Here is a 26,412-nt window from a genome sequence, read left to right as displayed (position 1 = left end):
TGCCATGTTACCTTTTTCAACCGAGATCCTGATCATTGGTGCGGGACCAGCAGGGCTTGCAGCAGCCCTGGCGGCTGCATCGCGGGCTCAGAGTATTACGATTATTGATGAAAACCAGGCGTCGGGCGGCCAGATCTGGCGTGGCGGTCCCAAGCAGTGGCGTGATCAAAGGGCGCATTACATCTGGCGTCAACTGGCCAGTCATTACAATGTCAGAATCGTCTATGGTGTGCGCATTGTCGCTGCCAGCGACAGCCATGAATTTCTGCTGGAAACAACAGAAGGTGCGCAAAAGATCAAATGGGAAAAACTCATCATCTGCACCGGTGCCCGAGAACTGCTGTTACCTTTCCCAGGATGGACTTTGCCAGGTGTGACAGGTGCTGGTGGCCTGCAGGCCCTGATCAAGGGCGGCATGCCTGTGGAAGGCAAGCGGGTTGTCATTGCCGGCAGTGGACCTTTACTGCTGGCAGTTGCCGAAACAGTCAAGCGAGCTGGCGGCGAAGTGATCAGCATCGCCGAAAATAAAGGCAGCATGGTACTGGTGCGTTTTTTTATGGCCCTGATGAGATCGCACAGGGGCAAACTGATGCAAGCCCTGCAATTGTTCTGGACACTCAAAGGCATCCGTTATCGTCATGCGGCCACTGTCATCAAGGCGCATGGCGATCATCGCCTGCGCAGCATCAGTCTGCTGCACAAGGACAAGCAGGTCGAACTGGATTGTGACTTGCTGGCTTGTGGTTTTGGTTTGTTGCCCAATCTGGAAATTGCCAATCTGCTGGGCTGTAACGTCAAAGATGGTAAAGTGCTTATTGACGACAAGCAGGCTTGCAGCCGTCAGAATATATGGGCTGCCGGTGAGGCATGTGGTATAGGCGGGGTAGACAAGGCCTTGACTGAAGGGCATATTGCCGGCCTGTCTGCCAGTGGCCAAAGCGTTGAAGAAAATGACCTGTGGCACCGTGCTGAAGCCAGGCAGTTTGCCGGCCTGCTCAGCAGCAGTTTTGCACCGGATGAAGGTCTGCGTAGTTTATGCAAGCCCGACACCCTTGTGTGCCGGTGCGAAGATGTCAAGGCAAAACAACTGGCCGAGCATACGGACTGGCGTACAGCAAAACTCATGACCAGGGTTGGCATGGGGGCTTGCCAGGGACGTATTTGCGGTGCGGCTTGCCAGTTTTTATATGCCTGGGATGCTCCGGGCATGCGTCAACCGGTTTTTCCAACGAAAACATCAACCCTTGCTGCCATGTGTGCAGCGAGTTACGAGGAAGAGATCAGATGAAACAACTGTATATCAAAGGTAGCTGGTATGAAGGTGCGAATGTGACGACCACGCGCAGTCCTTCGGATTTGAGTGATGTCATTGACGAATATGCCAGCGCCGGTCAGGAGCAGGTTGAACTGGCAATTGCAGCCGCACGTGAAGCGGCAGAAGGCTGGCGCAATTCCGGCGTGCAGCAACGTGCTGATGCCCTGGACAAGATAGGTACGGAAATCAATGAACGTAAAGCTGAACTTGGCAATTTGCTGGCGCGTGAAGAGGGCAAGACCCTGCCTGAGGCAATAGGAGAGGTCGGACGTGCTGCCGCCATCTTCAAATTTTTTGCGCAGGAAGCTTTGCGTATACGCGGCGATAAACTGGCTTCGGTCCGTCCTGGAATTGATGTGGATGTCACGCGTGAACCGGTAGGCGTGGTCGGTATTATCGCTCCCTGGAACTTCCCCATCGCCATTCCGGCCTGGAAGGTGGCACCAGCCCTGGCTTATGGTAACACCGTCATACTCAAACCGGCTGAACTGGTGCCCGGGTGTTCCTGGGCCATGGCGGAAATCATCAGCCGTTCCGGTTTGCCAGCGGGTGTATTCAATCTCTTGTCTGGCCCTGGCCGCATCGTTGGTGAAGCCATGAGCAAGGACAGTCGTGTCGATGCCATCAGCTTTACAGGTTCTGTCGGTACCGGCGCCAGGGTGTTGGCTGCTTGTGCGGCGCGCAGGGCCAAGGTGCAATTGGAAATGGGCGGCAAGAACCCCCTGGTGATCACCGCTGATGCTGACCTTGATGTTGCCGTTAATGCGGCGATACAGGGGTCTTATTTTTCCACTGGCCAGCGCTGCACAGCCTCATCCAGGCTGATCGTGGACGAACAGATTTATTCTGCTTTTGTCTCGGCGATGACGGCAAAACTGAAGTCCCTCAAAGTCGGCCATGCCTTGCATGCAGATGTGGATATAGGGCCGGTCGTTGATCAGTCCCAATTGGACCAGGATTTGCGTTACATACAAATTGCCAGGGATGAAGGCGCCAGACTGGCATTTGGTGGCGAGCGCCTGTCTCGTGATACGGACGGTTATTTCCTCAATCCGGCATTGTTTGTCGATTGTGACCCTGCCATGCAACATACAAGGGAAGAAATCTTTGGCCCAGTGGCTTCGGTGATACCAGCGCGCAATTATGAGCATGCATTGCAACTGGCAAATGATACAGAATTTGGTTTGACTGCGGGTATCTGTACTACATCACTCAAGCATGCAACACACTTCAAGCGACATGCACGGGCTGGCATGGTGATGGTTAATCTTCCTACGGCAGGTGTTGATTACCATGTGCCGTTCGGTGGTACCAAAGCGTCGAGTTATGGCGCCCGCGAACAAGGTAGTGCTGCGGTTGAATTCTTTACCACGATGAAAACCAGTTATACCGGTATTTGATTGCCTGATGGCATCACCCCAAAAAGCAGGCGATTTCGCCTGCTTTTTGCTTTTTTATGGTTTGTACGGGCAGGTTTTCCCTGATTTTCTGCCAGATTGACTGCTTAACCCGTCATTTTTGCATTCTGTCGCATGTCCATGGCGTCCTGGCTGGCATCTTACTAAGATGCTTACATCGAATTGAGGTTAGCAGACTTCAATAAACTCAACCCAGACCCAAACCAGAGGTGCATCATGACAAGCAACAAACGTACAGCCATCCTTGTTCTTTCCCTGTTGATTTTATTGGTAATAGCCATGTCTGCATTCCATGGTGTGGACGTACAGATAGACGGTGAGGAGATCAGTGGTGTCGATGGCTTCTTTGGTTTCATGCTGGCATGCGGCATAGGGGCTCTGGCTGTTGTTTTTGCACTTGGCCTGACCGGGCTGGTATTGACCGGTGTTGCAATTTTGTTGTGTATCGTGTTCGCCATCGTACTTGGCTCGCTGGCCCTGGCCTTGCTACCCTTGTTGTTCCCGGTACTTTTGCTGGTCGGATTGATCGCTTTGTTCACGCGTCGCAAATCCGCATGAAGCAGAAAGGCCGGGTTCATATCGCCCGGCCTATGCCAGTTTGTGCATTTCAGGTTTTGGCGATAGGGGTGCGCAGGATGAATTGCACAGCCTGCTCGGCCAGATCATCAATGCTGATGCCAGAGCCGCGCCTGTACCATTGTGCCGTCCAGTTCAACGTGCCAAACATCAACAATTTGTCGAGTTTGCCTGGCATGGCCCAGTCACCGGATGCATGCAGGGCGATGATCGCTTGTTCCCATACCGCTTCATACCTGTCTTTTAACGCGATGATCCTGGTGCGCGAGACTTTGTCGAGTGAGCGCCATTCGTACAGCAGGACTGCAATGAAATCATGATCGGGTGCCAGCAAGGTGTGCAGATGGACTTTGACCAATTGCTGAAAAGCGACACGCGCCGACATTTCAGTCAGGGCGAGGGATTCAATTTGCTGTAGTGATTTTTGCATGCCCTGTTCCATCACCGCCACCAATATTTCCTGCTTGGTCTTGAAATGATAAAACCAGCTGCCCGACTGTATGCCAACAGCTGCCGCAATATCACGTACAGTCGTGTTGTGATATCCCTGTTTGCGAAAAAGCTGCGCTGACTTGCTGATCAGGTCCTGGCGTATGCTTTCAGACTCATCAAGGACGGGACGTCCGCGTTTTTTCACTGGCAATACACTATGCTGTATCTGCTCTTGTTCTGGAATAGGATGATCATCTGACATTGCAATTGGTAACATTCTTCTAATAGACAAAAAGCCTGTTTCTATTTCTGGTCTTGATGGTAACCTTAAATGCTTCCTGCATCAATCGTGTGAAACTGGGCGATGACAGGCTGACCAAATTAAAAAAATAATATGGAGACCATATGCAAATCAAACCAAGCTGGATGACACCAGAATTGGAAGGCTTCCGCGATTCTGTCCGTCGTTTTGTCGATGCAGAAGTTGCGCCGCATCAGGAACGCTGGAAGCATCAACAGCACGTTGACCGTGATGTCTGGCACAAAGGTGGCGAGATGGGTATCTTGCTAGCGGATATACCTGACGAATATGGTGGTTCAGGTGGCAGTTTTGCACATCAGTCCGTGGTTTTTGAGGAGTTGACATATGCCGGCGACATGGCTTTTGGCATACATGTACATGCCATTGTTGCTCACTACATACTGAACCAGGGGACGCAAGAGCAAAAACTGAACTACCTGCCCAAGCTGGCCAGTGGTGAAATGATTGCGGCTATTGCCATGTCGGAACCCGGGGCCGGTTCTGACCTGAAAGGCATACGCACGACAGCCAGGCGCGAGGGAGATGATTACGTTATCAACGGCTCGAAAATTTTCATCTCCAATGGCTACATGGCTGACCTGGTCGTGGTGGTGGCCAAGACCGACCCGGAAGCCGGTGCCAAAGGTGTGTCATTGATCCTGGTCGAGACCAGGGAACAGCCAGGCTATAGAGTAGGGCGCATACTGGAAAAAATCGGCCAGAAAGGACAGGATACCTGCGAGCTGTTTTTTGATGATGTGCGTGTGCCTGTCGCCAGCGTGCTTGGCGGTGTTGAAGGCAAAGGCTTCACACAATTGATGACAGAGCTGCCTTATGAAAGGACGATTCTTGGTGTGTCCGGTGTGGCAGCGATAGAGCGCGCCTTGCAGCTGACGATAGACTATACCCGTGAGCGCAAGGCTTTTGGGCAAGCGCTGATAGAGATGCAGAATACCCGCTTTGTCCTGGCAGAAATCAAGACTGAAGCTACCATAGCGCGCACCTTCATCGATCGCTGTATTGTCGACATGATGGAAGGGCGTATGAATACCGAGCTGGCATCAATGGCCAAGTATTGGATATCTGACCTGCAATGCAAGGTGATCGACCAATGCTTGCAGCTATTTGGTGGTTACGGCTACATGATGGAATACCCGATCGCGCAAATGTATGTCGATGCCCGGGTACAGCGCATTTATGGCGGCGCCAATGAAATCATGAAGGAAATCATTTCAAGAAATTTGTGATCAGGGAAACAGATGACTGGACCATTAAAAGGAATACGTGTCATAGAGATGGTGGGCCTGGGGCCATGTCCGTTTGCTGCCATGATGCTGGCTGACATGGGAGCAGAGGTAATACGCATAGATCGCAAAGCGGTGCCTGGTAATAAAACCCCCTTTCCCATGCTAGGTACAAAATTTGATGTGATGGCTAGAGGGCGACGCTCACTGGCACTGGACCTGAAGCATCCCGAGGCAAGGAAGGTCTTGCTTGACCTGGTCGGCAAAGCCGATATCTTGCTTGAGGGTTTCCGCCCGGGGGTGATGGAAAGACTGGGTTTGAGCCCTGACGTTTGCATGCAGGAAAATCCTGCTCTGGTATTTGGCAGAATTACCGGTTGGGGACAGGATGGCCCTCTGGCGCAGGCGGCAGGGCATGACATCAATTATGTTGCCCTCAGCGGCATGTTGCATGCCATGGGGCGTGCCGATAGTCCGCCAGCCCCTCCCTTGAATCTGGTCGGAGACTTTGGCGGTGGCGCAATGATGCTGGCCTTTGGGGTTGTCTGTGCCGCCCTGGAAGCACGTAGCTCTGGCAAGGGTCAGGTAGTGGATGCCGCGATGGTAGAGGGTTCTGCCCTGCTGGGGGCGATGATATACGGCTTTCGTGCTTTCGGTGCCTGGACAGAGCAGCGTTCAGCAAATATGCTTGATGGCGGTGCGCATTTTTATGACTGTTATGTCTGCGCAGATGGTAAATACATCTCGATAGGTGCGATAGAGCCGCAATTCTATGCCTTGTTATTGCAGCGTGCAGAAATTGCCGACCCGGCATTTGATGCGCAAATGGACAGTAGCAAATGGCCAGAACTGAAAGAAAAATTCACGACCCTGTTCAAGACCAGAACCCGGCAACAATGGTGTGAATTGATGGAGGGCACGGACATCTGTTTTGCTCCTGTTCTCGACATGCAGGAAGCACCTGCACATCCACACAATCAGGCGCGTAATAGCTTTACCCAGCTTGACGGCATAGTGCAACCTGTGCCTGCGCCACGCTTTAGCCGGACTCACCCAGAAATCAGCATGCCGCCAGCAGCGCCAGGTCAGCATAGCGAAGAGATTTTGAAAGACTGGGGATGTACTGCGGACAGAATTGTCAGTTTAAAAGAAATGCAGGTCATTTAATACCGGGTTGCTGGTCAGTCAGTGTTTTCATTGCCTGACCAGCAGATTGGCGGCGGCATCAAATTCAAACTCATGCATGAATTGTCTCAGTTGTGCCATGTCTGCATAACTCAGTTGACTGGCAATGGCCGATTGCTGCTCTTCAAACAGGGTCTGTGCTTCACCATCGTAGTCCAGTAACAGATTACGTAGTGAGTCCAGGATTGTTTTGGCCTCGGTGGCATTTAATAGGGATTCGGTTTTAATTGGCGAATTCTTTGGTAAATAATCGCCAATTTCATTGAGCACCGCATTTAGCGAAGCATCAAGCTGTTCCAGTAACTGAGGGAGCACGTTTGAGGGGGCATTCGGATAAGCAGCTTCTTTTGATAATGCATATTCGAGCTCACCTGCGATTCTTTGTAATTTTGTTGCGCCTATGCTGCCGGCCAGGCCTTTCAGAGTATGGCTTAATCTTTCAGCATTATGGAAGTCCTTGATGTTTGTCAATCGCCTGAGTTCAGACAGAGAATTGGCCTGACTCTGCTGAAAACGGTCGAGCGTGCTCAGGTAAAAGTCATGGCGCCCACCCATGTAATGCAGGCCCAATACCATATCGAGTTCATCTGACTGTGGTAATCCTGGCGCGGTTTCATCAGCGTCGCTGCTGCCAGGCTGTTCTGTATCCGTTGCCTCATTGGTGATAGCCAGCCAACGCGTCACGATGTTGAACAGAGCTTCTGGTTGCACTGGCTTGGTCAGGTAATCCTGCATGCCTTCGCGCATGCAGCGTTCACGTATATCACCGACGGCATGTGCGGTCAGGGCAATAATAGGGATAGTATCAAAACGCCTGTCTTGCCGTATCTGTGCTGCTGCTTCATGCCCATCCATGACAGGCATTTGTAAATCCATTAGTATCATGGCGTAATATCCTGTCTGTGCCGCCATGATCAGACGTAGTGCTTCTTCACCGTTCTCCGCTATGTCCACATCAATACCGAGCATGCTGAGCAGTTCCAGGGCAATCTGCTGGTTAATGGGATTGTCTTCGGCCAGCAAGACGCGTCGGCCAGCGTGACGTCGTGTTTGCATTCCGCTGTTTGCCATACTGTGCACAAACTGATTTTGCTGGTGATGCCCTACTGTACTGTGATCTATTGCCAATGCCAGTTCGAAAGAAAAGGTTGAACCTTTGGTCTTCATGCTGCTGACCTCGATAGTGCCGCCCATTAATTCAACCAGCCTGCGCGAAATTGATAAGCCCAGCCCGGTCCCGCCATATTTGCGTGTTGTGGAACCATCGGCCTGTGTAAATGGCTGGAACAGATGGCGCTGTTCCTCTTCGGACATTCCTATTCCTGTGTCGCGCACAGAAAAACGGAGGCGCGCGGTAGCGGTTGAATGTTCCAGACAATGAATGCTGACTTCAATTTCACCACCTGCAGGTGTAAATTTGACTGCATTATTGACCAGGTTGATCAATACTTGGCCCAGACGCAGGGGATCACCGTGCAGCTTCGGCGGAACGTCGGGCGCGACATGGAAGATATAGGCAATCTGTTTTTCCATGGCCTTCTGGCCGGTGATGGTTGAAACACTGTTGAGTACATCTGACAAAAGAAATGAAATGTGCTCAACATCTAGCATGCCTGCTTCTATTTTTGAAAAATCCAGGATGTCATTGATGATGCCCAGCAAGGATGCGCCAGCATGATGTATCTTGCTCAGGTAATCGTACTGCTTGGGTGTCAGTCGCGTCTGTAAAGCCAGATGGGCCAGGCCAATGACGGCATTCATGGGTGTGCGGATTTCATGGCTCATATTAGCCAGGAATTCGCTCTTGAGTCGGGTGGCGTCCTCAGCTTTTTTTCGTGCCTGTCTCTCTGTTATGCTGGCAGCTTCCAGTTGTTGCTGGGTCAGTCGCAATTCCCGATAGGCATTGGCATTATCAAGTGCAATCGCCCCATAAGCACACAGACTGCGAAAAATCATGCACTCACGTTCACCATAGGCGCGTTCTCGCGGCGTCTGTATGCTCATTACCCCCAATATACGGTCACCAATACTGAGCGGTGCAAACAACAGGCTCAGTGTTTCCAGGGTATTTTCCACCACCGGGAAGTCATTGTCCGGTTTGAGTTCCAGTTTTATTTCTCGCCGTTCACGCACGCATCTTGCACTTGATGCCCTGGGATCATGCAGGGCAACTTCATGATAGGGATGAGGCAGGTTTTCTTCTATGCCAAAAGCCTGTGTCAGGGTTTGTCCATCTTCAGACAACATGTAAATGATGAAGGTCGTGGCATCAAGCAGGTCCTTTAAATGAAAATGTATGGCTTCAAAAACAGCTTCGGGGTCCAGGTTGGAGGTGATTTGCTGACCAATTTTTCCCAGTCTTTCCAGAGTGGCGCTTGCTTCCTGCAGGCTGGTCGCTCGTCTTGCTTCTGATGCGGCGATCAGGCGATGCTGTTCTGCCTCTGCCCGTATCAATTCAGTTTCATGCCTGACCTGGGCCATGGCAGTGCGGTTGTTTGCCTGCCGTTTGCTCTCCTGTTGCTCAGCCAGTATGGCTTTGCGTGCGTAGTGCAGGGCGATGGCTGTATCGCCGACACCGGCCCAGGCATCACTTAAGGCCATCAGCAATTCTGTACTGGCTTGCCAGCCTTCTGTCATTTCGCCAGTCTGCAGGGATTCTTCCAGATAGTAAATAATGGCGTTCGGGGCGCTCATGTGCTCAGGCAAGGTGACAGTATGACGCGCATGTATCTCTGCCAGAGTCTGGTTTAACGTCACACCCAAAGCAGTAAACTGGTGCTGTTGTATCAGTGTTTTGGCTTCTGCTATGGCTGCCAGCGCGGCCTGCGCATCACCAGCGATCGACAAGGCTCGTGCATAGCGTATCAATGCCTGCGGCAGGTCGTCCATGGAGTGGGCTGCGCGGAACAGGGTGATTGCTTCATTGAAAGCGGATATGGATTTTGCTGTTTCTCCCTGTAAAAGCAGACATTCCGCCAGTTCTGCATAGACGATGGCCTTATTGATGCCACCGGGTGTTTTGGAAAAGCCATTGAGTGCTTCTTCCAGCATCTTTTGGCTGCGGTCAAGCTGACCAAGCTGGCGTAACAGGCTGCCAAGATGTGACATGGCATAGCCGACCAGGGCAGGCCATTCGGTGTCATGCGCCCGTTCGGCAGCCCAGTCAAAGACGCCGGCAGCGCCATCCAGGTCACCAACTGTTTGCATGGATTCGCCAGAATTGCCTGCTGAAATGATTGCCAGCCTGATCATACCGGCCTGACGTGCAAAATCACTGGCTTGCAGGTAATGCACAGATGCACGGGCAGGTTCGCGTCTGCCTTGTACAACCCCCATCGCCGCATATAGATGGGCAGCGACAGCCGGATGATCCATATGCTGTTGAGCATGTGAGTGGGCAAAAGCGGCATGCCTGACTGACGCAGCCATCGGTTCGTAAAAGGCCAGCTCATAAATAGCCCACGAGTCTGCAATGGCAAGGCGCAGACCATCATTGGCCCTGGCATACCATCCCGCTGCCGTTGCACAGGCACGTGCTTCGCGTTGTGCATCGCCATGTTCCAGGGCTAGCGCTGCATCGCTCAGGCTGGCGTCGCCCAGGCCGATAATATCGTTGATGTCGGTGAATATGGCCGTACCCTCAGCCAAAAAATGTTCTGCATTGACAAGATCGCAAAACAGGGCGGCTATTTCAGCCCTGATCAGGCAGAGTCGGGCATAGCATTGCCGCCGCAGGGTTTCTGGTGCATCAAGTTCGGTCAGGTGCGCCAGCGCAGCCATGGTCAATGTTGACGCCCGCCGGCTATCCCTTTGCCTGAGGTGCCAGGCCAATGCCAATTCAGTAAAGAACCTGTCCAGCCCCTGGGCAGACAATAGCCTGTCTTCAAGCTGGCTTACTTCGTCTTCTGTGGCAAATAAATTCATGATTGCAGACAAAATAGGATTGCTCAAATCATACCTGATGAACGGCAGATTCAACGACTATGTCGGGTCGCTTTGTTGCAATTGACGCATTCTGCTCGCCTGTTCCACGCGTACAGTAGCCGGAACTTTTTGTGTCATGACCCGTCTTAGCCCGGGGAGGCTGATATCCTACCGTTCACTGCAAACCTTGACACCTCATCGTGACAGTGAAAATTGCAAATAACATAAAAATCAAGGGAAAAATAAAATGCTTATTTCACGACTAGTGCCGCTGGCATGTGCCGTCATGCTCTGCTTTCCGGCAATGGCCGCCGAACCTGTTACAAAACCGGATGCCGAGAAAAAGAAATGGGATGTTAACCATCCCCCAGGTGAAAGCAAGATCGTTAATATTGACACGTCCAGCGGTACCTGGATGAGTGTGGATGTCAGCCCTGACGGCAAACAGATCGTATTCGACCTGCTCGGTGATTTGTATACCTTGCCTATTGAAGGCGGTGAAGCAAAGGCGCTGACGCATTCTCTTGCCTGGGAAATGCAGGCACGCTTTTCCCCTGATGGTAAACAGATTGCCTATATGTCAGATGCTGGTGGTGGCGACAATATCTGGGTCATGAATGCCGATGGCAGCAATCCCCACGCTGTCAGCAAGGAAGATTTTCGCCTGCTGAACAACCCGGTCTGGCATCCCAATGGTCAATACATTGCTGCCCGCAAGCACTATACCGGTACACGTTCCCTGGGCTCAGGTGAAATCTGGTTGTATCACCAGAGCGGTGGTACCGGTGTGCAATTGAATGAAAAACCAAACTGGCAAAAAGACCTTGGTGAACCGGCGTTTTCGCCAGATGGTCGCTATGTGTACTACTCTCAGGATACGACTCCAGGTACATCCTTTGAATACAATAAGGATAGCAATGGGCAGGTGTACCAGATTTTCCGGCGTGATTTACAGGATGGCAAAGTCAAGTCCATCGTCAGCGGGCCGGGTGGTGCAGTTCGCCCCGTACCATCGCCTGACGGCAAATATCTGGCATTTGTACGCAGAATCCGCAACCAGTCGACCCTGTTCCTGAAAAACCTGCAGACAGGTGAAGAAACGGTTGCCTGGCCAGAATTGGAACGGGACATGCAGGAAGCCTGGGCCATACAGGGTGTGTATCCGGCTTTCACCTGGATGCCGGGCAGCAAGGAAATCGTCGTCTGGGCCAAGGGTAAAATCTGGAGACTGGACCCTTTTGCACAAAAGGCTGTTGATGTTCCGTTTCACGTCAAAGATACGCGTGAAGTGCGGTCCGCCTTGCGTTTTCCACATGAAGTTGCGCCCGACCAGTTTGATGTGCACCAGTTGCGCTGGGTAAATGTGGCACCGCAGGGGGATAAAGTGGTGTATTCGGCCCTGGGCCATGTCTATGTCAAGGATATGCCAAACGGCACGCCACGTCGCTTGACAACGCAAAATACACATTTTGAATTCTTCCCCAGTTTTTCCCGTGACGGAAAGTTTGTGGTATTCAGCAGCTGGAATGATGAAAAACTCGGTGCAGTGAGAATGGTGGAGCTCAGCACTGGCAAGGAAACCATCGTCACCAGGGTCCCGGGCAAATATATGCAGGCAAGGTTTTCACCGGATGGCAGGCAGGTGGCTTACGTGAAAGCAAAGGGGGGATACCTCACCAGCCCCTGGTATAGCATGGATACCGGCGTGTTTTTGGCGAGCGTGGATGGCAGATCCGAACCCAGGTTGTTGACGGAAGAGGGGAGCGCACCACAATTCGGCAAAGATGGGCAGGCAGTCTATGTAACCCGCACGCAGTACACAGGCGAAGTCGACTGGACTACCTCTCTTGTGCGGTTGTCGCTGGACGGCAAGCCTGAGCAGGCAGTTGCCAAGAGTGAATTTGCCGGCGAGTTTGCGATTTCACCTGACGGTGAATGGTTGGCATTTGGTGAGCGCTACCATGCCTTTGTGACGCCTCTGCCTTTGGCAGGCAAGGCTGTCACCATCGGCCAGAAGATGGATGCACTGCCGGTGAAACAACTCGATGTCAATGCAGGGCAATACCTGCACTGGTCAGGCGACAGCAAACGCATATACTTCTCTTTGGGTGATGAACTGTTCAGTCGCGATTTGAAAGATGCTTTTGCTTTTGTGCCCGGTGCGCCGGCAGAATTGCCCAAGGTTGCAGAGCAGGGTGTGAAAATCGGTTTCCGTCAGGCCGCTGACAAACCTGCTGGATATACCGTGATTTCCGGCGCCAGGATCGTCACCATGAAATCTGACGAAGTCATCGAAGACGGTCGCATTGTGGTGAAGGACAATCGCATTGTGGCCGTAGGCAAGGCAAGCGATGTCGCCATACCCGCTGGCGCCACGCTGATTGACGCCAAAGGCAAGACTGTACTACCAGGACTGGTCGACGTACACTGGCACGGCGGAATGGGTGAGGGCGGTATCATCCCCCAGCAAAGCTGGGTCAATTATGCTTCCCTGGCATTTGGCGTGACGACCATTCATGATCCGTCAAATGATACCGGCGAAATATTTACCCAAAGTGAATTGCAGAAAGCCGGCCTGGTAGTCGGTCCGCGCATTTATTCAACCGGCACCATACTCTATGGTGCCAAGGGCAATTTCTCCGCGGTCATCAATAATCTTGATGATGCGCTGACCCACCTCAAGCGTTTGAAGGCAGCCGGCGCCATCTCTGTCAAGAGCTACAACCAGCCTCGTCGCGAACAACGCCAGCAAGTCCTGGAAGCGGCCCGCCAGACTGGCATGATGGTCGTACCTGAAGGTGGCTCTTTGTTCCAGACAAATATGAGCATGGTTGTCGATGGGCATACTGGTGTCGAACATGCCTTGCCTGTGGAGAAAGTCTATGACGACGTCAAACAATTGTGGTCACAGACCCAGGTAGGTTACACACCGACACTGGGTGTGGCTTACGGTGGGCTTGACGGCGAACATTACTGGTATGCCCACATGGATGTCTGGAAGCACCCCTTGTTGTCAAAATACGTGCCACGTTCTGTGCTGGAGCCACGCAGTGTACGCAGGGAGCTGGCGCCAGAAGAAGACTATAACGTCATCAAGGTTGCCAAGGCGGCTACCGAACTGCAACGTGCAGGTGTGCCAGTCAACCTGGGGGCACACGGTCAACGTGAAGGACTGGCCGCCCACTGGGAACTCTGGACCCTGGTCAAAGGCGGCATGACGCCGATGGAAGCCTTGCGCAGCGCCACCATCAACGGTGCACGCTACCTGGGGCTGGATAAAGACATCGGCTCACTGGAAGCGGGCAAGCTGGCTGATTTGATCATCGTTGATGGCGATGTCCTGAAAGATATACGGCAGTCAGATCGTGTCAGTCAGGTGATGTTGAATGGTCGGCTTTACGAATCTGCCAGCATGAATGAAATCGGCAAAGGAGTCAAAGCCCGGAAACCTTTCTTCTTCGAGGGGAAAAGCGGTAACGGCATGCCGGTGGAAGCAGAAACCCATTCTCACGGCCATTGATTGTCGTTTTGCCACTGAATGCCGCCATTGCCCATGCAGTGGCGGCATTTTTTATGTCTCGTGTTGTGGGGATACGGAATTTTGAGGTTGATTTAGGGTTTTATATACAGTTTGTTCTACACACCTAGCAGACCTGTATCTTAAATTTTTGCCCGCATGTGTCACAATAGAGGTTTGACGCATGGGTTTATTGCAATTTGTTTCCTGATTGAAATAATTTGCTGACCATGCTGCTTTGATTTTAAGTCCAACCCATCTGGAGTTCTATCATGTTTCAGCACGTCGAAGCCTATCCTGGCGATCCTATCTTGTCCCTGAACGAGGCTTTTGGTAAAGACCCGCGCACCAACAAGATCAATTTGTCCATTGGTATTTACTTTGATGATGCAGGCAAGATTCCCATGCTGCCTTCCGTACGTGCGGCTGAGCACAAGGTGGTTGCCGAAGCGGGTGCCCGTCCTTACCTGCCAATGGAAGGCGCAGCAAATTTCCGCACGGCTGTGCAGGAACTCCTGTTTGGCGCTGATAATGCTGCCGTCAAGGCAGGTCGTGTCGTGACCATACAATCGGTCGGCTCAAGTGGCGGCCTGAAAGTGGGTGGCGATTTCATCAAACGTTACTTCCCTCAGTCGACCATGCTGGTCAGCGATCCGACCTGGGACAATCACAGGGCAGTATTTGAGGGTTGCGGACTGACAGTCAAGACTTATCTCTACTATGATGCAGCGACTGGTGGTTTGCGTTTTGATGCCATGCTGGAAACCTTGAAATCCGCAGAAAAGAAAAGCATCGTCCTGCTGCATGCCTGCTGCCACAACCCGACTGGTGTCGATCTGACACAGACACAATGGCAGCAACTGGTGCCAGTACTGAAAGAGCGTGAGCTGATTGCCTTCCTGGACCTGGCTTATCAGGGTTATGGTGACGGTATTGTTGAGGATGCTTTTGCTGTACGTTTGCTGGCTGATGAAGGGCTGAGCTTCTTCGTTGCCAATTCCTTCTCCAAGAGCATGAGCCTGTACGGTGAACGTTGTGGCGCACTGAGCGTGGTTTGCCCTGATGCAGCACAGGCAGTCAATGTATTGGGCCAGATGAAGGCGACCATCCGTCGCAATTACTCCAACCCGCCCCTGCACGGTGGTCAATTGGTGGCACGTGTCCTGTCTGACCCGGAACTGCGCCCCATGTGGGAAGCAGAAGTGGTCGCCATGCGTGACCGTATTCAACTGATGCGTCGTAAACTGCATGAGGTACTCAGTGCCAAGTTGCCAGGTCGCGATTTCAGCTACTTCCTGACACAGCGCGGCATGTTCAGCTATACCGGACTGACAGCCGAGCAATGTGACCGTCTGAAAGAGGAGTTTGGTGTATATCTGGTACGTTCTGGCCGTATGTGCGTTGCCGGCCTCAATACCGGTAATGTCGAGGCAACTGCCAGCGCGATAGCGGCAGTCCTGGCTTAACAGTATCAAGTTGTCCCCCCCTCGCTTCTGTCATGGAAGCGAGGGGTTTGTTTTTTGATGGGCAGTTAATGAACCAGACTATACGCAAATTTTTTCTTCTGCTGCCGTTATGCTTATTGAGCGTGGCGGTCAGTGCTGAGACCGTATATCAGACTTACGTCAATAAGCGTTATGGCTATGTTATCGACTATCCTGATTATCTGCTACCTCAGGGCGAGGCGGCGAATGGTGATGGCCAGGTATTCCTGTCGGCAAATGATGACGCCGAATTACGCGTCTATGCGCGTGCCTGCATAGAGGGGTGGGATACTACTGCATCCACGTTTCTGGCAAGAGCAGAAAAGGAAAAAAACAAGGTGGGTGGGCAAGTCAGTTATCGCGCCAAGGGAAAATCGTTTGCCGTTATTTCCGGTACCGTGGGTAACAAGATCTTCTACGACAAGCTGCTGACCGACGGTAACTGGTGCAGCATATTTCACTGGACTTATGCCATAGCAGGTAAGGCCAGATATGATGATGCTACAAAACGCATTGCAGCATCGTTCAAACCATAAAAACGGATACGTAACATAGTGCCCGACACGGTTTTTGCCAGTGACAGGGCAGAAGCCGCCGCTTTAATCCAATCGGCAAGACAGATCACTGCATGTTGTTGACGTTTCGCTTTTGCTGGTTGCAAGATTCTGTTCGTCTTTAATTGTGGATGTGCCCGTGCCGTTGGTGGTCTTTTCTGCCACGAGCTGACCAATGATGTGGCCCAATTTCATGTCATCAATAATGCCAAAATGATGTAGTCGTACTTTTCCATCCCTGTCTATCAGCAGCAGGCTGGGTGTGCCGCGCAGACCAAGTTGCTGCATGCTCAAGGGAACGCCGCTGGCCTGCTGGGGCATGTCTATGCCGACAGGGAAGGTGACCCTATATTCGTGAAGAAAAGCCTGCAAGGCGGTTTTATTCATTGCCTGATGATGTTCAAAGACAGTATGCAGACCAATGACGACTACATCTTGCTTGGGGAACGTGCCTGCCGCGCGCAATGCCTGAGGTAATCCATGCGAGACACAGGCAGGGCAAAGCATTTGGAAGCAATACAAAAAAATGACTTTACCGCGCAAGGATTTCAGACTGACAGAGGTACTGCTATTGAGCCACTCCGAGGTGATGAGCTCGGGGGCAGGAGTATGGTTAGGGTACATGTTTTATCTCACTTTCATGCTACTTTTATCTCATGCATCAACAGGGGGGCAGACACCGCATCCCTGTTGATTCAGGCTGGTCGAAACTAACGGGCTGCAGTGCTTAAGCGGACTTTGGGAAAGTCCACAGGAACATCAAGTGCGACGTTGATATAGTTGGTGTAGAGGTTCAGTGCCACATGAGCCAGTATTTCCACAATGTGCTCATCGCCATATCCGGCCTGCCGCAGGCTATCGATATCATCCTTGCTGACCTGGGCACGCCGGGTGACAACCTTCAATACAAATTTGAGCGCCGCATCAGTTTTTAAATCTGCGGATGACCCATCTTTTGCAGCTGCCATCTCTTCAGCGCTGGCCCCGGCTTTTTGCCCCAAGACCGTGTGCGCTGCCAGGCAATATTCGCATTGGTTCTGGTTTGCTATTGCCACGGCAATCTGTTCTCCCAGTTTTGCCGGAATGCATCCTCCACCAAGGGCGCCAAATGCAGACCACATGCTTTTGAGCGCAGCAGTCGAATTGGCAACTGCACGGAACATGTTTGGTGTCGCGCCAAAGGCGGCATGAATTTCATTCAGGATGGTTTGACGATCATTGCTGGCTTCTTGAGGATTGATCAGTTGAACGTGAGACATATGTTTCCTTTCTTTTAAAATGGACTGCGGGTAGTTTATTGATTGAATTTGCCTGGCAGGCTAAGATTGCCTGAAGCGACTTTGTACACATTTGCTACGCAAAGTAGTGGGGCATGCATGCTGGCATTGACACGCAATACGGCTGTGACACCGTCAAAGCCGGCTGTTTTGATGGTGTCGATATCATCAAAGGGCACACGTACTTCCAGGGTGTTGCCTTTAAAGTGCGGGCTCCAGCCGGGGCTGTCGATCAGAATGGGCAAACCAGGCCAGGTTTTGGGCAGGCGTGGTTTGCTGCCTTCAGGAATATCGACCACCTTCAAAGCGTCTTTGCCACAAGCCTGGTCCGGTTGCAGGACTACCCAATGAGAGTGCCAGACGTCACCATCGTTATTGGGATCGCCGTCACCATTTTCATCAAACAAGGGTGTGTCATCAAAATCCGGATGCGAAGTGACTGCAAAGGCAAGAATGCCACTCTTGGCTTCAAAACCAACGACAGAGGGATCAAGTGTGGTCGGCCAAACGTAAGAAAAAACGGAGCTGCCAGCGAGTTTGCCTGACTTGGATGGCTTGGTTTTCCCTGCCTTGCCTGATACGGCGACGTGAAATATCGCTATATTCTCCTCCGTCGTGATCTTGGTATGGAAAATATCGAAATCGGCCATGATTTTCTTATTTGCCTGACTCTGGATGCCACCTGTATGCGTGTGGTCATGTGCGTGGACGGTTTGCGCCAGACAGGCGAGGGACAGACTAAAGGCCAGGTGCTGTATCTTGCGTTTCATGATCTTCCTTTTTTAAATGTTCGGCTTTGTTGACATTGACCTATTAGCAGATGCCAAAGCCAGGACATCTGCTAGAGCTTAATATAATTAGGAATCCTAATTAAAATAGTTAAAAAAAAAGTGCAAATTATCGCATTTCAATTTTTTTCCAGTTATTGCGTACTGCACTGCCAATAGCTTGCTGGTGTTCGGGACAATCAAGGCGTAACTGCTCTTTTCTCAAAGGTGCGTTGACCAGAGCGCAGTGATGCGGAGCAATGACATCTGCATGATGATTGGCGCGGAAATGCGCGCAAGTGACGCAGGCACGAATCTCCGGAAACTGGTCTGACTGCTGTAATTTACCGATCAGATTGAGCAGGCTGGTAAAGATGGTCTCTTGTGCTTCTGGCGACATCTGTGCAATTGCCGCGCTGGCAAAGCCGGTTGCCCCGGTAATCTTGCCTGCCGTTGCCAGACCCTGATCTGTCAGACGCAGCGCAATGGCGCGACCATCATCAACGGCCCTGGTCTTTTCAAGCAAACCTTTTTGTACCAGTGAACTGACCGAATCGCTGGCGCTGGCTGTGCTGACCCCAAGTTGTTCTGCTATCCATGACAAACGTACCCCTGCCTTGTGGGTGCGCAACATCTCAAGAATGTCGATCTGGGTGGGATTCAAGCCTTCAGCTGTAGCGAATTGCCACGTACCTGATCGCAACACCGCGGCTATCCTGGCAATCGCATCAAGTATACGTTCGCTGGTTGCCGGTGTTTCTGTCCACGGATCGGTATGAGGTTTTTTCATGCAATCATTATTAATCAGAAATCCAATAATGTAAAGGACTCCTAATTAAATATTTGTAGCAAATGCTGGAATTTGGATTTGACTCAAACCAGGCCGGTTGTGCTTGCAATTGTGAACTGATCGTCTGTCAAATTCAAATAATGCCTGCAAGCATCCTGCAGTCTTTTAACTGAGCCGCTTGAATAGGCGATCAACGGCGGCGCTGTCTTCATCTCGCTGGCCAACGCGTGCTTCATTAGCAGACCTTTTAAATGCAAGGCCACGGCGCGACCTGTATCGATCAATTGTATGGCCGGAAGGTTGCCTTTATGTTTTTCTGTAATTTCGGTGATGAAATCTGCGACAAAGGGGTAGTGTGTACATCCCAGTACCAGGGTGTCAACATTGGTCTCAAGCAGGGGAGGAATGTATTCATCCAGTAACTGGCGGATGTGTATTGCCGATGACGGGTCCAGTTTTTCTATCTGATCTACCAGCCCTACGCAGGCTTGGGGAATAAACTGAATACCGGTTTCTGCGCTTAGCTGTGTACTGAGTTGTAAGTATTTTTCACTTTGCAACGTTGAGCGGGTTGCCAGCACGCCGACTTTTCCCGTCTTGCTGATTTGTGTTGCCGGTTTTAATCCAGGTTCCATGCCAATAATGATCAGCTCCGGGTAACGTTCACGCAAATGCTTGATGGCAGAGGCAGTTGCGGTATTGCAGGCGACCACCAATGCCTTAATGCCCTGACTGAGCAGCAATTCGGTGACGGCTATACTGCGTTCCAGTATCAGTGATGCCGGTTTGTCACCATACGGCGTGTAGCCGGCATCGGCCACGTATAACAGCGATTCATGTGGCAGTATCTGGCGTATATGCTGTAGCACGGAGAGGCCGCCGATGCCTGAATCAAATACCCCTACAGGAGCTGAACGATCAGGTGTCATATGGATGTAGGAGTATCTGTTTATTCAATCAGGATGCGCTGACAGGGATGATGCCTATCTTCGCCTGCCATTCTTTGGGGCCGGTATTGTGAACAGACGTGCCGTTTGAATCGACGGCAACTGTCACAGGCATGTCAACCACGTCAAATTCATAGATTGCTTCCATGCCCAGGTCGGCAAAGCCGACGACCGTTGCGGACTTGATTGCCTTCGATACCAGGTAAGCCGCACCACCAACAGCCATCAGATAAGCTGACTGATGTTTCTTGATTGATTCAATCGCTACTGGACCACGCTCAGCCTTGCCTATCATGGAAATCAATCCGGTTTTTTCCAGCATCATGTCTGTGAACTTGTCCATGCGAGTGGCTGTGGTCGGGCCAGCAGGGCCAACGGCTTCGTCGCGTACCGGGTCAACCGGGCCAACATAATAGATAACGCGATTGGTGAAGTCGACAGGCAATTGTTCGCCTTTGGCCAGCATGTCCTGGATACGTTTGTGGGCTGCATCGCGACCTGTCAGCATTTTGCCATTGAGCAGCAAGGTCTGGCCTGGCGTCCAGGAGGCGACTTCTTCTTTGGTCAGGGTGTTGAGGTCGACGCGTTTTGATTTCTCAGTATCAGCAGTCCACTGTACATCTGGCCAGTCAGACAGTTTTGGTGGCTCAATATAGCTGGGGCCTGACCCATCAAGAACGAAATGAGCGTGGCGGGTTGCTGCACAATTGGGGATCATGGCAACTGGTTTGGAGGCGGCATGTGTAGGGTACATATTGATCTTGACGTCAAGCACGGTTGTCAACCCACCCAGGCCTTGTGCGCCGATGCCAAGTGCATTGATCTTGTCGCACAGTTCTATACGCAGTTCTTCAGTCTTGTTTTGCGGGCCGCGCTGCTTCAGTTCATACATGTCGATGTCCTCCATCAAGGACTCTTTTGCCATCAACATGGCTTTTTCTGCCGTACCGCCTATACCTATGCCCAACATGCCTGGCGGGCACCAGCCGGCACCCATGGTGGGCACGGTCTTCATGACCCAGTCAACCAGCGAATCGGATGGGTTAAGCATGACAAACTTGGTCTTGTTCTCGGAACCGCCGCCTTTGGCTGCAATCTTTACATCAACCGTATTGCCTGGCACCAGTTCCATATGCACCACGGCTGGTGTGTTGTCCTTGGTATTTTTACGCTCGAAATGCGGGTCGGCAACAATGGAGGCACGCAGTTTGTTGTCCGGATTGTTATAGCCACGGCGAACACCTTCATTGACGGCATCAATGATGGAGCCGCTAAAACCTTCAAAACGCACACCCATGCCTATGGTCAGGAAGACGTTGACAATGCCGGTGTCCTGGCAGATAGGGCGACGGCCTTCGGCACACATGCGTGAATTGGTCAGGATTTGTGCAATCGCATCTTTGGCAGCCGGGCTTTGCTCGGCCTCGTAGGCGCGTGCCAGATGGGCGATATAGTCGGCCGGGTGATAGAAGCTGATGTATTGCAGCGCGGCGGCTACGGATTCGATCAGATCGTCTTGCTTGATGACTGTCATGATTTGGCTCTGGGCTAAGTGAAAAAAACGGGGTATTGCTTGAAAATGCTTAAAATTTATCTGAAATACAAATTACAGAAATTAAGTGATCAGACCTGCATGCGCTGCATGGCAATATCGGAGGTTGTCATGCAAAGCTTAAAGTGTAGCTGTCAATGCTTACCGGCAGCTTGCGCGGTGTCAGTCATGATGCGGTCACAATGTGCAATAGCCAGGGCGGATAACAAAAACACCAGATGAATGCCAGTCTGGGCAAGTATCACGTCGCCTCCATAGTTGCCGGCATTGATAAAGGTTTTCAACAGATGAATCGACGAGATGCCGATAATCGCCATTGCCAGTTTGACTTTCAATACAGATGCGTTGACGTGGGACAGCCATTCTGGCTGGTCTGGATGCCCATCAAGGCCAAGACGGGACACAAAAGTCTCATAACCGCCAATAATGACCATGATCAACAGGTTGGATATCATGACAACGTCGATCAGGCCAAGCACGACCAGCATGATGGTGGTTTCTGTCAGCTTGCTGGGTCTGCTGCCGCTGGTGGAGACCGCATCCAGGATATGCTTCAGTGCTGATTCATTGCCCATGGCAGCGCCGATCAGATCTGTCAGTTCAACCCAGAAATGAAATACATAAACGCATTGCGCAAGTATCAAACCGAGATAAAGTGGTAGTTGCAACCAGCGGCTGAAAAAAATGAGATTGGCAAGTGGAGACAGTTTTGATGAAGATTCTGGTTTTGACATGGTCGCAATCTTGGGGCAAACAATAGCTGTGTTGAAACGCAAAGCGACATTTTACATGTGCAAGGCCAAATCGTGTACCCGCGCCTGTTTGCTTGGTGCATAGTGGAGATGTAATGGTATCTTTGTGGTATCATTTTCCATAATGGCAACCGTAAGGCTTAAGTAAGCCTCCAAGATTAAGGTTTGCTTGTAAAATTTTCTCGTGGTCTGATTTTTCCACCGGAAAATGTATGAAGATTGGTGCAAAAACAGCTATTTGTTCGGGCACAATCATTTTCGCTTTGTTTAAAACATGGCTTCAATGCCATTAAAGCCTTACCAAAGATTTCAATCAAACGATAACAAGTTGGAGATACACATGTCTGACCTCAATGCCGCGCAAGCCGAAACCAAAACCGAATCGCGTATTTTTAACCCGTCGGCAGCTTTTGCCGCCAACGCAGCCATCCCCAGCATGGAAGCTTATCAGGCCCTGTGCAAGGAGGCAGAACAGGATTACGAAGGCTTCTGGGCCAGGCTGGCGCGTGAAAACCTGCATTGGCATAAAGATTTCAGCAAGATACTGGATGAATCGTCTGCTCCCTTGTACAAATGGTTTGAAGACGGTTTGCTCAATGTGTCCTACAACTGTCTGGACGTCAATCTGCAAAACGGCAATGCTGATAAAGTCGCAGTGGTCTTTGAATCGGACGGGGGCGATGTCACCAAGGTGACCTATAAAGAGTTGCACGAAAAAGTTTGCAAATTCGCCAATGGCTTGAAATCTCTGGGCATTACCAAGGGGGATCGTGTTGTCATTTACATGCCCATGTCGGTAGAGGGTGTGGTCGCCATGCAGGCTTGCGCACGCATAGGCGCAACGCATTCGGTCGTATTTGGTGGTTTTTCTGCCAAGTCACTGCAAGAACGTATCGTTGACGTCGGTGCCGTTGCCGTTATCACTGCCGACGAGCAGGTGCGCGGTGGCAAACATCTGCCTCTCAAGGCCATCGTTGATGAGGCGCTGGGCCTTGGCGATTGCGAAAAGGTGAAAAATGTTGTCGTCTATAAACGCACGGGTGGCAATGTCAATGTCGCCGCTGGCCGTGATTTGTGGATGCATGAGCTGGTCGCGGCGCAGTCTGCCGTATGTGAGCCAGAGTGGGTCAGCGCCGAACACCCGCTGTTTATCCTCTATACGTCAGGTTCGACCGGCAAGCCCAAGGGCGTGCAGCATTCATCCGGCGGCTACTTGTTGTGGGCCATCCTGACCATGAAGTGGACGTTTGACATCAAACCCAGCGATGTGTTCTGGTGTACCGCTGACATAGGCTGGGTCACCGGTCATACTTATATCACTTACGGTCCGCTGGCAGTTGGTGCAACCGAGATTGTGTTTGAAGGCATACCGACTTTCCCGAATGCTGGTCGCTTCTGGAGCATGATAGAAAAACACAAGGCGACCATCTTTTACACAGCGCCGACAGCGATACGTTCCCTGATCAAGGCAGCTGATGGCGACGCCAATATTCACCCGAACAAATATGATCTTTCATCGCTGCGTTTGCTTGGCTCTGTTGGCGAGCCCATCAATCCTGAAGCCTGGATGTGGTACTACAATAACATCGGACGCACCAACTGCCCGATAGTTGACACCTTCTGGCAGACAGAAACCGGCGGTCACATGATGACGCCATTGCCTGGTGCAACGCCTTTGGTGCCTGGTTCATGCACCTTGCCTTTGCCAGGCATCATGTCGGCGATTGTGGATGAAACCGGCCACGATTTGCCTAACGGGCAGGGCGGTATCCTGGTCGTCAAACGGCCATGGCCCTCTATGATACGTACCATCTGGGGTGATCCTGAGCGTTTCAAGAAGAGTTATTTTCCTGAAGAGTTTGGTGGCAAGGTCTATCTGGCAGGGGATGGCGCGATACGCAATAAAGATACTGGCTACTTCACCATCACGGGCCGTATTGATGACGTGCTCAATGTGTCCGGCCATCGTATGGGTACCATGGAAATTGAATCGGCACTGGTCGCCAATCCATTGGTGGCTGAGGCAGCTGTGGTCGGCAAGCCCGATGAAACTACGGGTGAAGCCATCTGTGCCTTCGTTGTCCTGAAGCGTACACGTCCAACCGGTGATGAGGCCAAGCAGATCGCGACGGAATTGCGCAACTGGGTGGCAAAAGAAATTGGCCCTATTGCCAAACCTAAAGAAATCCGCTTTGGCGACAACCTGCCCAAAACACGTTCAGGCAAAATCATGCGCCGCCTGCTGCGTGTTCTGGCAAAAGGGGAAGAAATTACCCAGGATATTTCAACACTGGAAAATCCGGCAATCCTGGAACAACTAAAGCAGGCACAATAAAAGGAAGTAATCAACAGAGGTAAGTAGCCGATTGCCAAATTGGCTCGCATCAGCCGTTATCAATAAAAATGGCGCTGCAAAATGCAGCGCCATTTTCTATTGCACGGTTTTTCAGCGGTTGGTGCGTGACATGAATACCAGGCGTTCAAACAGGTGGACGTCCTGCTCATTTTTCAGTAAAGCTCCATGCAAGGGCGGCACGATAGCCTTATTGTCCTTACTGCGCATGGCTTCTGCCGGAATGTCTTCGGCCAGCAACAGCTTGAGCCAGTCTATGAACTCAGAGGTTGAAGGTTTTTTCTTCAGTCCGGCCACATCACGAATCTCATAAAAGGTCTGCAGTGCCTGGGCCAGCAAATCGGATTTCAGTTTTGGGAAATGGACATCAACGATTTTTTGCATCGTTTCTTTGTCTGGAAACTTAATGTAATGGAAGAAGCAGCGACGCAAAAAGGCGTCAGGTAATTCCTTTTCGTTGTTTGAAGTGATGATAACGAGCGGCCGATGTTTTGCGCGTACCATTTCGCGGGTTTCATAAACATAAAACTCCATGCGGTCGAGTTCGCGCAATAAGTCATTGGGGAATTCTATGTCGGCCTTGTCGATTTCATCAATGAGCAAGACCACCGGTTCGTCAGCTGTAAACGCCTGCCAGAGCACGCCCTTGACGATGTAGTTATGGATATCCTTGACCCGCTCGTCACCCAGTTGCGAATCACGAAGACGTGACACGGCATCATACTCATACAGCCCTTGCTGGGCCTTGGTCGTCGACTTGATATGCCATTGCATCAGCGGCATATTCAGTGCTGCGGCGACTTCTTCGGCCAGCATGGTTTTGCCGGTACCAGGTTCACCCTTGATCAGCAGAGGACGTTGCAGGCTCAGTGCTGCATTCACGGCGAGTTTCAGGTCATCAGTGGCGACATAGTTGTCAGCGCCTTCAAAACGTAGAGTGTTGGGAGTTTGCGTCATAGGTATTTACTGGCAATGGGTTGGTCTTTGCAGACTGTAGTGACTCAGTCGTATCAGTCGGTGAGTATAAGCCAGAAATACGGGGCATGTGAACGGCTGTTCTTTTTTTGTTAGAAGCCGGATGTAAAGTGAGTAAGTTTTATACAGGGCAAACACATCAATGCGGCTTTTTTGCCTTGAGACAGAGTGGATTTGCCAGGTTTTTTACGCAAATCCGGGCGTAATCAGCTAAAATGCTGAGTTATGTCAAAACACTGTATTTATTGATCTGCCAGCTAAATTAATAATCACTAATATGAAAAAATTGTTTGCACTCCTCGCCCTGGCGAGTCTCGCTCAAGCTGCTACTGCAGCAGATCCAGTTGGTAATGCCAAAGATGCCGCTGACAAGAAAATCGCCATGTGCATTGGTTGCCATGCTATCCCAGGCTACAAAGCGACTTTCCCTGAAGTGTACCAGGTGCCTATGATTGGTGGTCAGTCGGCCAAATACATTGAGAATGCCTTGAAAGCCTATCAAAAAGGTGATCGCAAGCACCCGTCCATGCGTGGTATTGCTGGTAGTCTGACTGAACAGGATATCGCTGACCTGGCTGCCTATTATTCTCAACAAAAATAAGAACAGGAGCAAAGTATGAAAAAATCCCTTTTGATCGCAAGCTTGTTATCTGGACTGTCTTTCGCAGCATATGCCGGTGGCGACATTGAAGCTGGTAAAGAAGCAACAAAAAAATTCAATTGCGCATCTTGCCATGGCGAAAACTATTCCAAGCCGATAGATCCAGCCTATCCAAAACTGGCTGGCCAGCATGCTGATTACCTTGCTCAGGCTTTGCGTGCTTATCAGCGTGGCGGTGATGCGGCAAATGGTCGCGCCAATCCAACCATGGCTGCGCAAGCCAAAGCCTTGTCAAACAAGGATATTCAAAATATCGCTGCCTACCTGCATAGTTTGCCAAGTGAGCTGGTATTGAAAAAATAAGCTTTTGTTTGAATATAAAAAAATAAAAAAGCCACGAATTGTCGTGGCTTTTTTTACACCTTTTGTTTGTGGTGTGAGCGTGGCA

At 51.2% G+C, this 26,412-nt stretch carries 21 protein-coding genes; 11 read left to right on the top strand and 10 right to left on the bottom strand.

Annotated features, from left to right (window positions below; all coding sequences use genetic code 11):
- Positions 1–4 precede the first annotated feature (4 nt).
- From LZ463_RS06025 to LZ463_RS06015, 3 genes are all read left to right on the top strand, one after another.
- Entirely contained in the window at positions 5–1,288 is a 1,284-nt protein-coding gene (locus tag LZ463_RS06025; RefSeq protein ID WP_241454712.1) for an NAD(P)/FAD-dependent oxidoreductase, read from the top strand.
- The gene (locus LZ463_RS06020; RefSeq protein ID WP_241454711.1) at positions 1,285–2,715 is read left to right on the top strand and encodes an aldehyde dehydrogenase family protein; all 1,431 of its coding nucleotides are present in this window, start codon (positions 1,285–1,287) and stop codon (positions 2,713–2,715) included. The genes LZ463_RS06025 and LZ463_RS06020 overlap by 4 nt, the downstream gene beginning before the upstream one ends.
- Before the next feature lie 234 nt (positions 2,716–2,949).
- Positions 2,950–3,291 carry a hypothetical protein gene (locus tag LZ463_RS06015; RefSeq protein ID WP_241454710.1) on the top strand — a complete coding sequence of 114 codons (342 nt, stop codon included), beginning with the start codon at positions 2,950–2,952 and terminating at the stop codon, positions 3,289–3,291.
- A 49-nt stretch (positions 3,292–3,340) separates the two neighbouring features.
- Here the strand turns inward: LZ463_RS06015 and LZ463_RS06010 are convergent, their stop codons facing one another.
- A complete protein-coding gene (locus tag LZ463_RS06010; protein ID WP_241454709.1) occupies positions 3,341–4,003 on the bottom strand; it encodes a TetR/AcrR family transcriptional regulator in 663 nt (220 codons plus the stop codon).
- A gap of 143 nt (positions 4,004–4,146) precedes the next feature.
- Between LZ463_RS06010 and LZ463_RS06005 the strand changes: the two genes are divergently transcribed.
- Both LZ463_RS06005 and LZ463_RS06000 read left to right on the top strand, forming a co-directional pair.
- A complete protein-coding gene (locus LZ463_RS06005; protein ID WP_241454708.1) occupies positions 4,147–5,289 on the top strand; it encodes an acyl-CoA dehydrogenase family protein in 1,143 nt (380 codons plus the stop codon).
- A 12-nt stretch (positions 5,290–5,301) separates the two neighbouring features.
- Positions 5,302–6,453 carry a CaiB/BaiF CoA transferase family protein gene (locus LZ463_RS06000; protein WP_241454707.1) on the top strand — a complete coding sequence of 384 codons (1,152 nt, stop codon included), beginning with the start codon at positions 5,302–5,304 and terminating at the stop codon, positions 6,451–6,453.
- 27 nt (positions 6,454–6,480) lie between these two features.
- On the opposite strand, the gene LZ463_RS05995 is transcribed toward LZ463_RS06000, so the two are convergent.
- Positions 6,481–10,395, bottom strand: a complete 3,915-nt coding sequence (locus LZ463_RS05995; protein ID WP_241454706.1) for an ATP-binding protein — start codon at positions 10,393–10,395, stop codon at positions 6,481–6,483.
- Positions 10,396–10,642: 247 nt separating this feature from the next.
- Between LZ463_RS05995 and LZ463_RS05990 the strand changes: the two genes are divergently transcribed.
- From LZ463_RS05990 to LZ463_RS05980, 3 genes are all read left to right on the top strand, one after another.
- A complete protein-coding gene (locus LZ463_RS05990; RefSeq protein WP_241454705.1) occupies positions 10,643–13,915 on the top strand; it encodes an amidohydrolase family protein in 3,273 nt (1,090 codons plus the stop codon).
- A gap of 269 nt (positions 13,916–14,184) precedes the next feature.
- Positions 14,185–15,378 carry an amino acid aminotransferase gene (locus LZ463_RS05985; RefSeq protein WP_241454704.1) on the top strand — a complete coding sequence of 398 codons (1,194 nt, stop codon included), beginning with the start codon at positions 14,185–14,187 and terminating at the stop codon, positions 15,376–15,378.
- Between the two features lie 68 nt (positions 15,379–15,446).
- On the top strand, positions 15,447–15,932 hold the full coding sequence (locus LZ463_RS05980) for a hypothetical protein (protein WP_241454703.1): 486 nt from the start codon (positions 15,447–15,449) through the stop codon (positions 15,930–15,932).
- Between the two features lie 63 nt (positions 15,933–15,995).
- On the opposite strand, the gene LZ463_RS05975 is transcribed toward LZ463_RS05980, so the two are convergent.
- From LZ463_RS05975 to LZ463_RS05945, 7 genes are all read right to left on the bottom strand, one after another.
- Positions 15,996–16,574, bottom strand: coding sequence for a TlpA disulfide reductase family protein (locus LZ463_RS05975; protein ID WP_241454702.1), 579 nt, complete (start codon positions 16,572–16,574; stop codon positions 15,996–15,998).
- Between the two features lie 86 nt (positions 16,575–16,660).
- Positions 16,661–17,209 (bottom strand): carboxymuconolactone decarboxylase family protein, encoded by a 549-nt coding sequence (locus LZ463_RS05970; RefSeq protein ID WP_241454701.1) that lies wholly within the window; start codon positions 17,207–17,209, stop codon positions 16,661–16,663.
- 35 nt (positions 17,210–17,244) lie between these two features.
- On the bottom strand, positions 17,245–17,997 hold the full coding sequence (locus LZ463_RS05965) for a hypothetical protein (protein WP_241454700.1): 753 nt from the start codon (positions 17,995–17,997) through the stop codon (positions 17,245–17,247).
- 127 nt (positions 17,998–18,124) lie between these two features.
- Complete coding sequence (locus LZ463_RS05960; protein ID WP_241454699.1) at positions 18,125–18,784, bottom strand: MarR family winged helix-turn-helix transcriptional regulator; 660 nt, start codon at positions 18,782–18,784, stop codon at positions 18,125–18,127.
- An 83-nt stretch (positions 18,785–18,867) separates the two neighbouring features.
- Complete coding sequence (gene murI / locus LZ463_RS05955) at positions 18,868–19,713, bottom strand: glutamate racemase (protein WP_277623951.1); 846 nt, start codon at positions 19,711–19,713, stop codon at positions 18,868–18,870.
- 28 nt (positions 19,714–19,741) lie between these two features.
- Entirely contained in the window at positions 19,742–21,265 is a 1,524-nt protein-coding gene (locus LZ463_RS05950) for a fumarate hydratase (RefSeq protein WP_241454697.1), read from the bottom strand.
- A 152-nt stretch (positions 21,266–21,417) separates the two neighbouring features.
- The gene (locus LZ463_RS05945) at positions 21,418–22,017 is read right to left on the bottom strand and encodes a YqhA family protein (protein WP_241454696.1); all 600 of its coding nucleotides are present in this window, start codon (positions 22,015–22,017) and stop codon (positions 21,418–21,420) included.
- A 358-nt stretch (positions 22,018–22,375) separates the two neighbouring features.
- Between LZ463_RS05945 and acs the strand changes: the two genes are divergently transcribed.
- On the top strand, positions 22,376–24,370 hold the full coding sequence (gene acs, locus LZ463_RS05940; RefSeq protein WP_241454695.1) for an acetate--CoA ligase: 1,995 nt from the start codon (positions 22,376–22,378) through the stop codon (positions 24,368–24,370).
- Positions 24,371–24,481: 111 nt separating this feature from the next.
- On the opposite strand, the gene LZ463_RS05935 is transcribed toward acs, so the two are convergent.
- Entirely contained in the window at positions 24,482–25,345 is an 864-nt protein-coding gene (locus LZ463_RS05935) for an AAA family ATPase (protein WP_241454694.1), read from the bottom strand.
- Between the two features lie 295 nt (positions 25,346–25,640).
- Between LZ463_RS05935 and LZ463_RS05930 the strand changes: the two genes are divergently transcribed.
- Both LZ463_RS05930 and LZ463_RS05925 read left to right on the top strand, forming a co-directional pair.
- Positions 25,641–25,964 carry a c-type cytochrome gene (locus tag LZ463_RS05930; RefSeq protein ID WP_241454693.1) on the top strand — a complete coding sequence of 108 codons (324 nt, stop codon included), beginning with the start codon at positions 25,641–25,643 and terminating at the stop codon, positions 25,962–25,964.
- A gap of 15 nt (positions 25,965–25,979) precedes the next feature.
- Positions 25,980–26,327 (top strand): c-type cytochrome, encoded by a 348-nt coding sequence (locus LZ463_RS05925; RefSeq protein ID WP_241454692.1) that lies wholly within the window; start codon positions 25,980–25,982, stop codon positions 26,325–26,327.
- Positions 26,328–26,412: the final 85 nt, after the last annotated feature.

It is taken from the genome of Undibacterium paludis, assembly GCF_022568815.1.
Lineage (GTDB): Bacteria > Pseudomonadota > Gammaproteobacteria > Burkholderiales > Burkholderiaceae_D > Undibacterium.
This window is presented reverse-complemented; position numbering and strand designations above follow the sequence as displayed.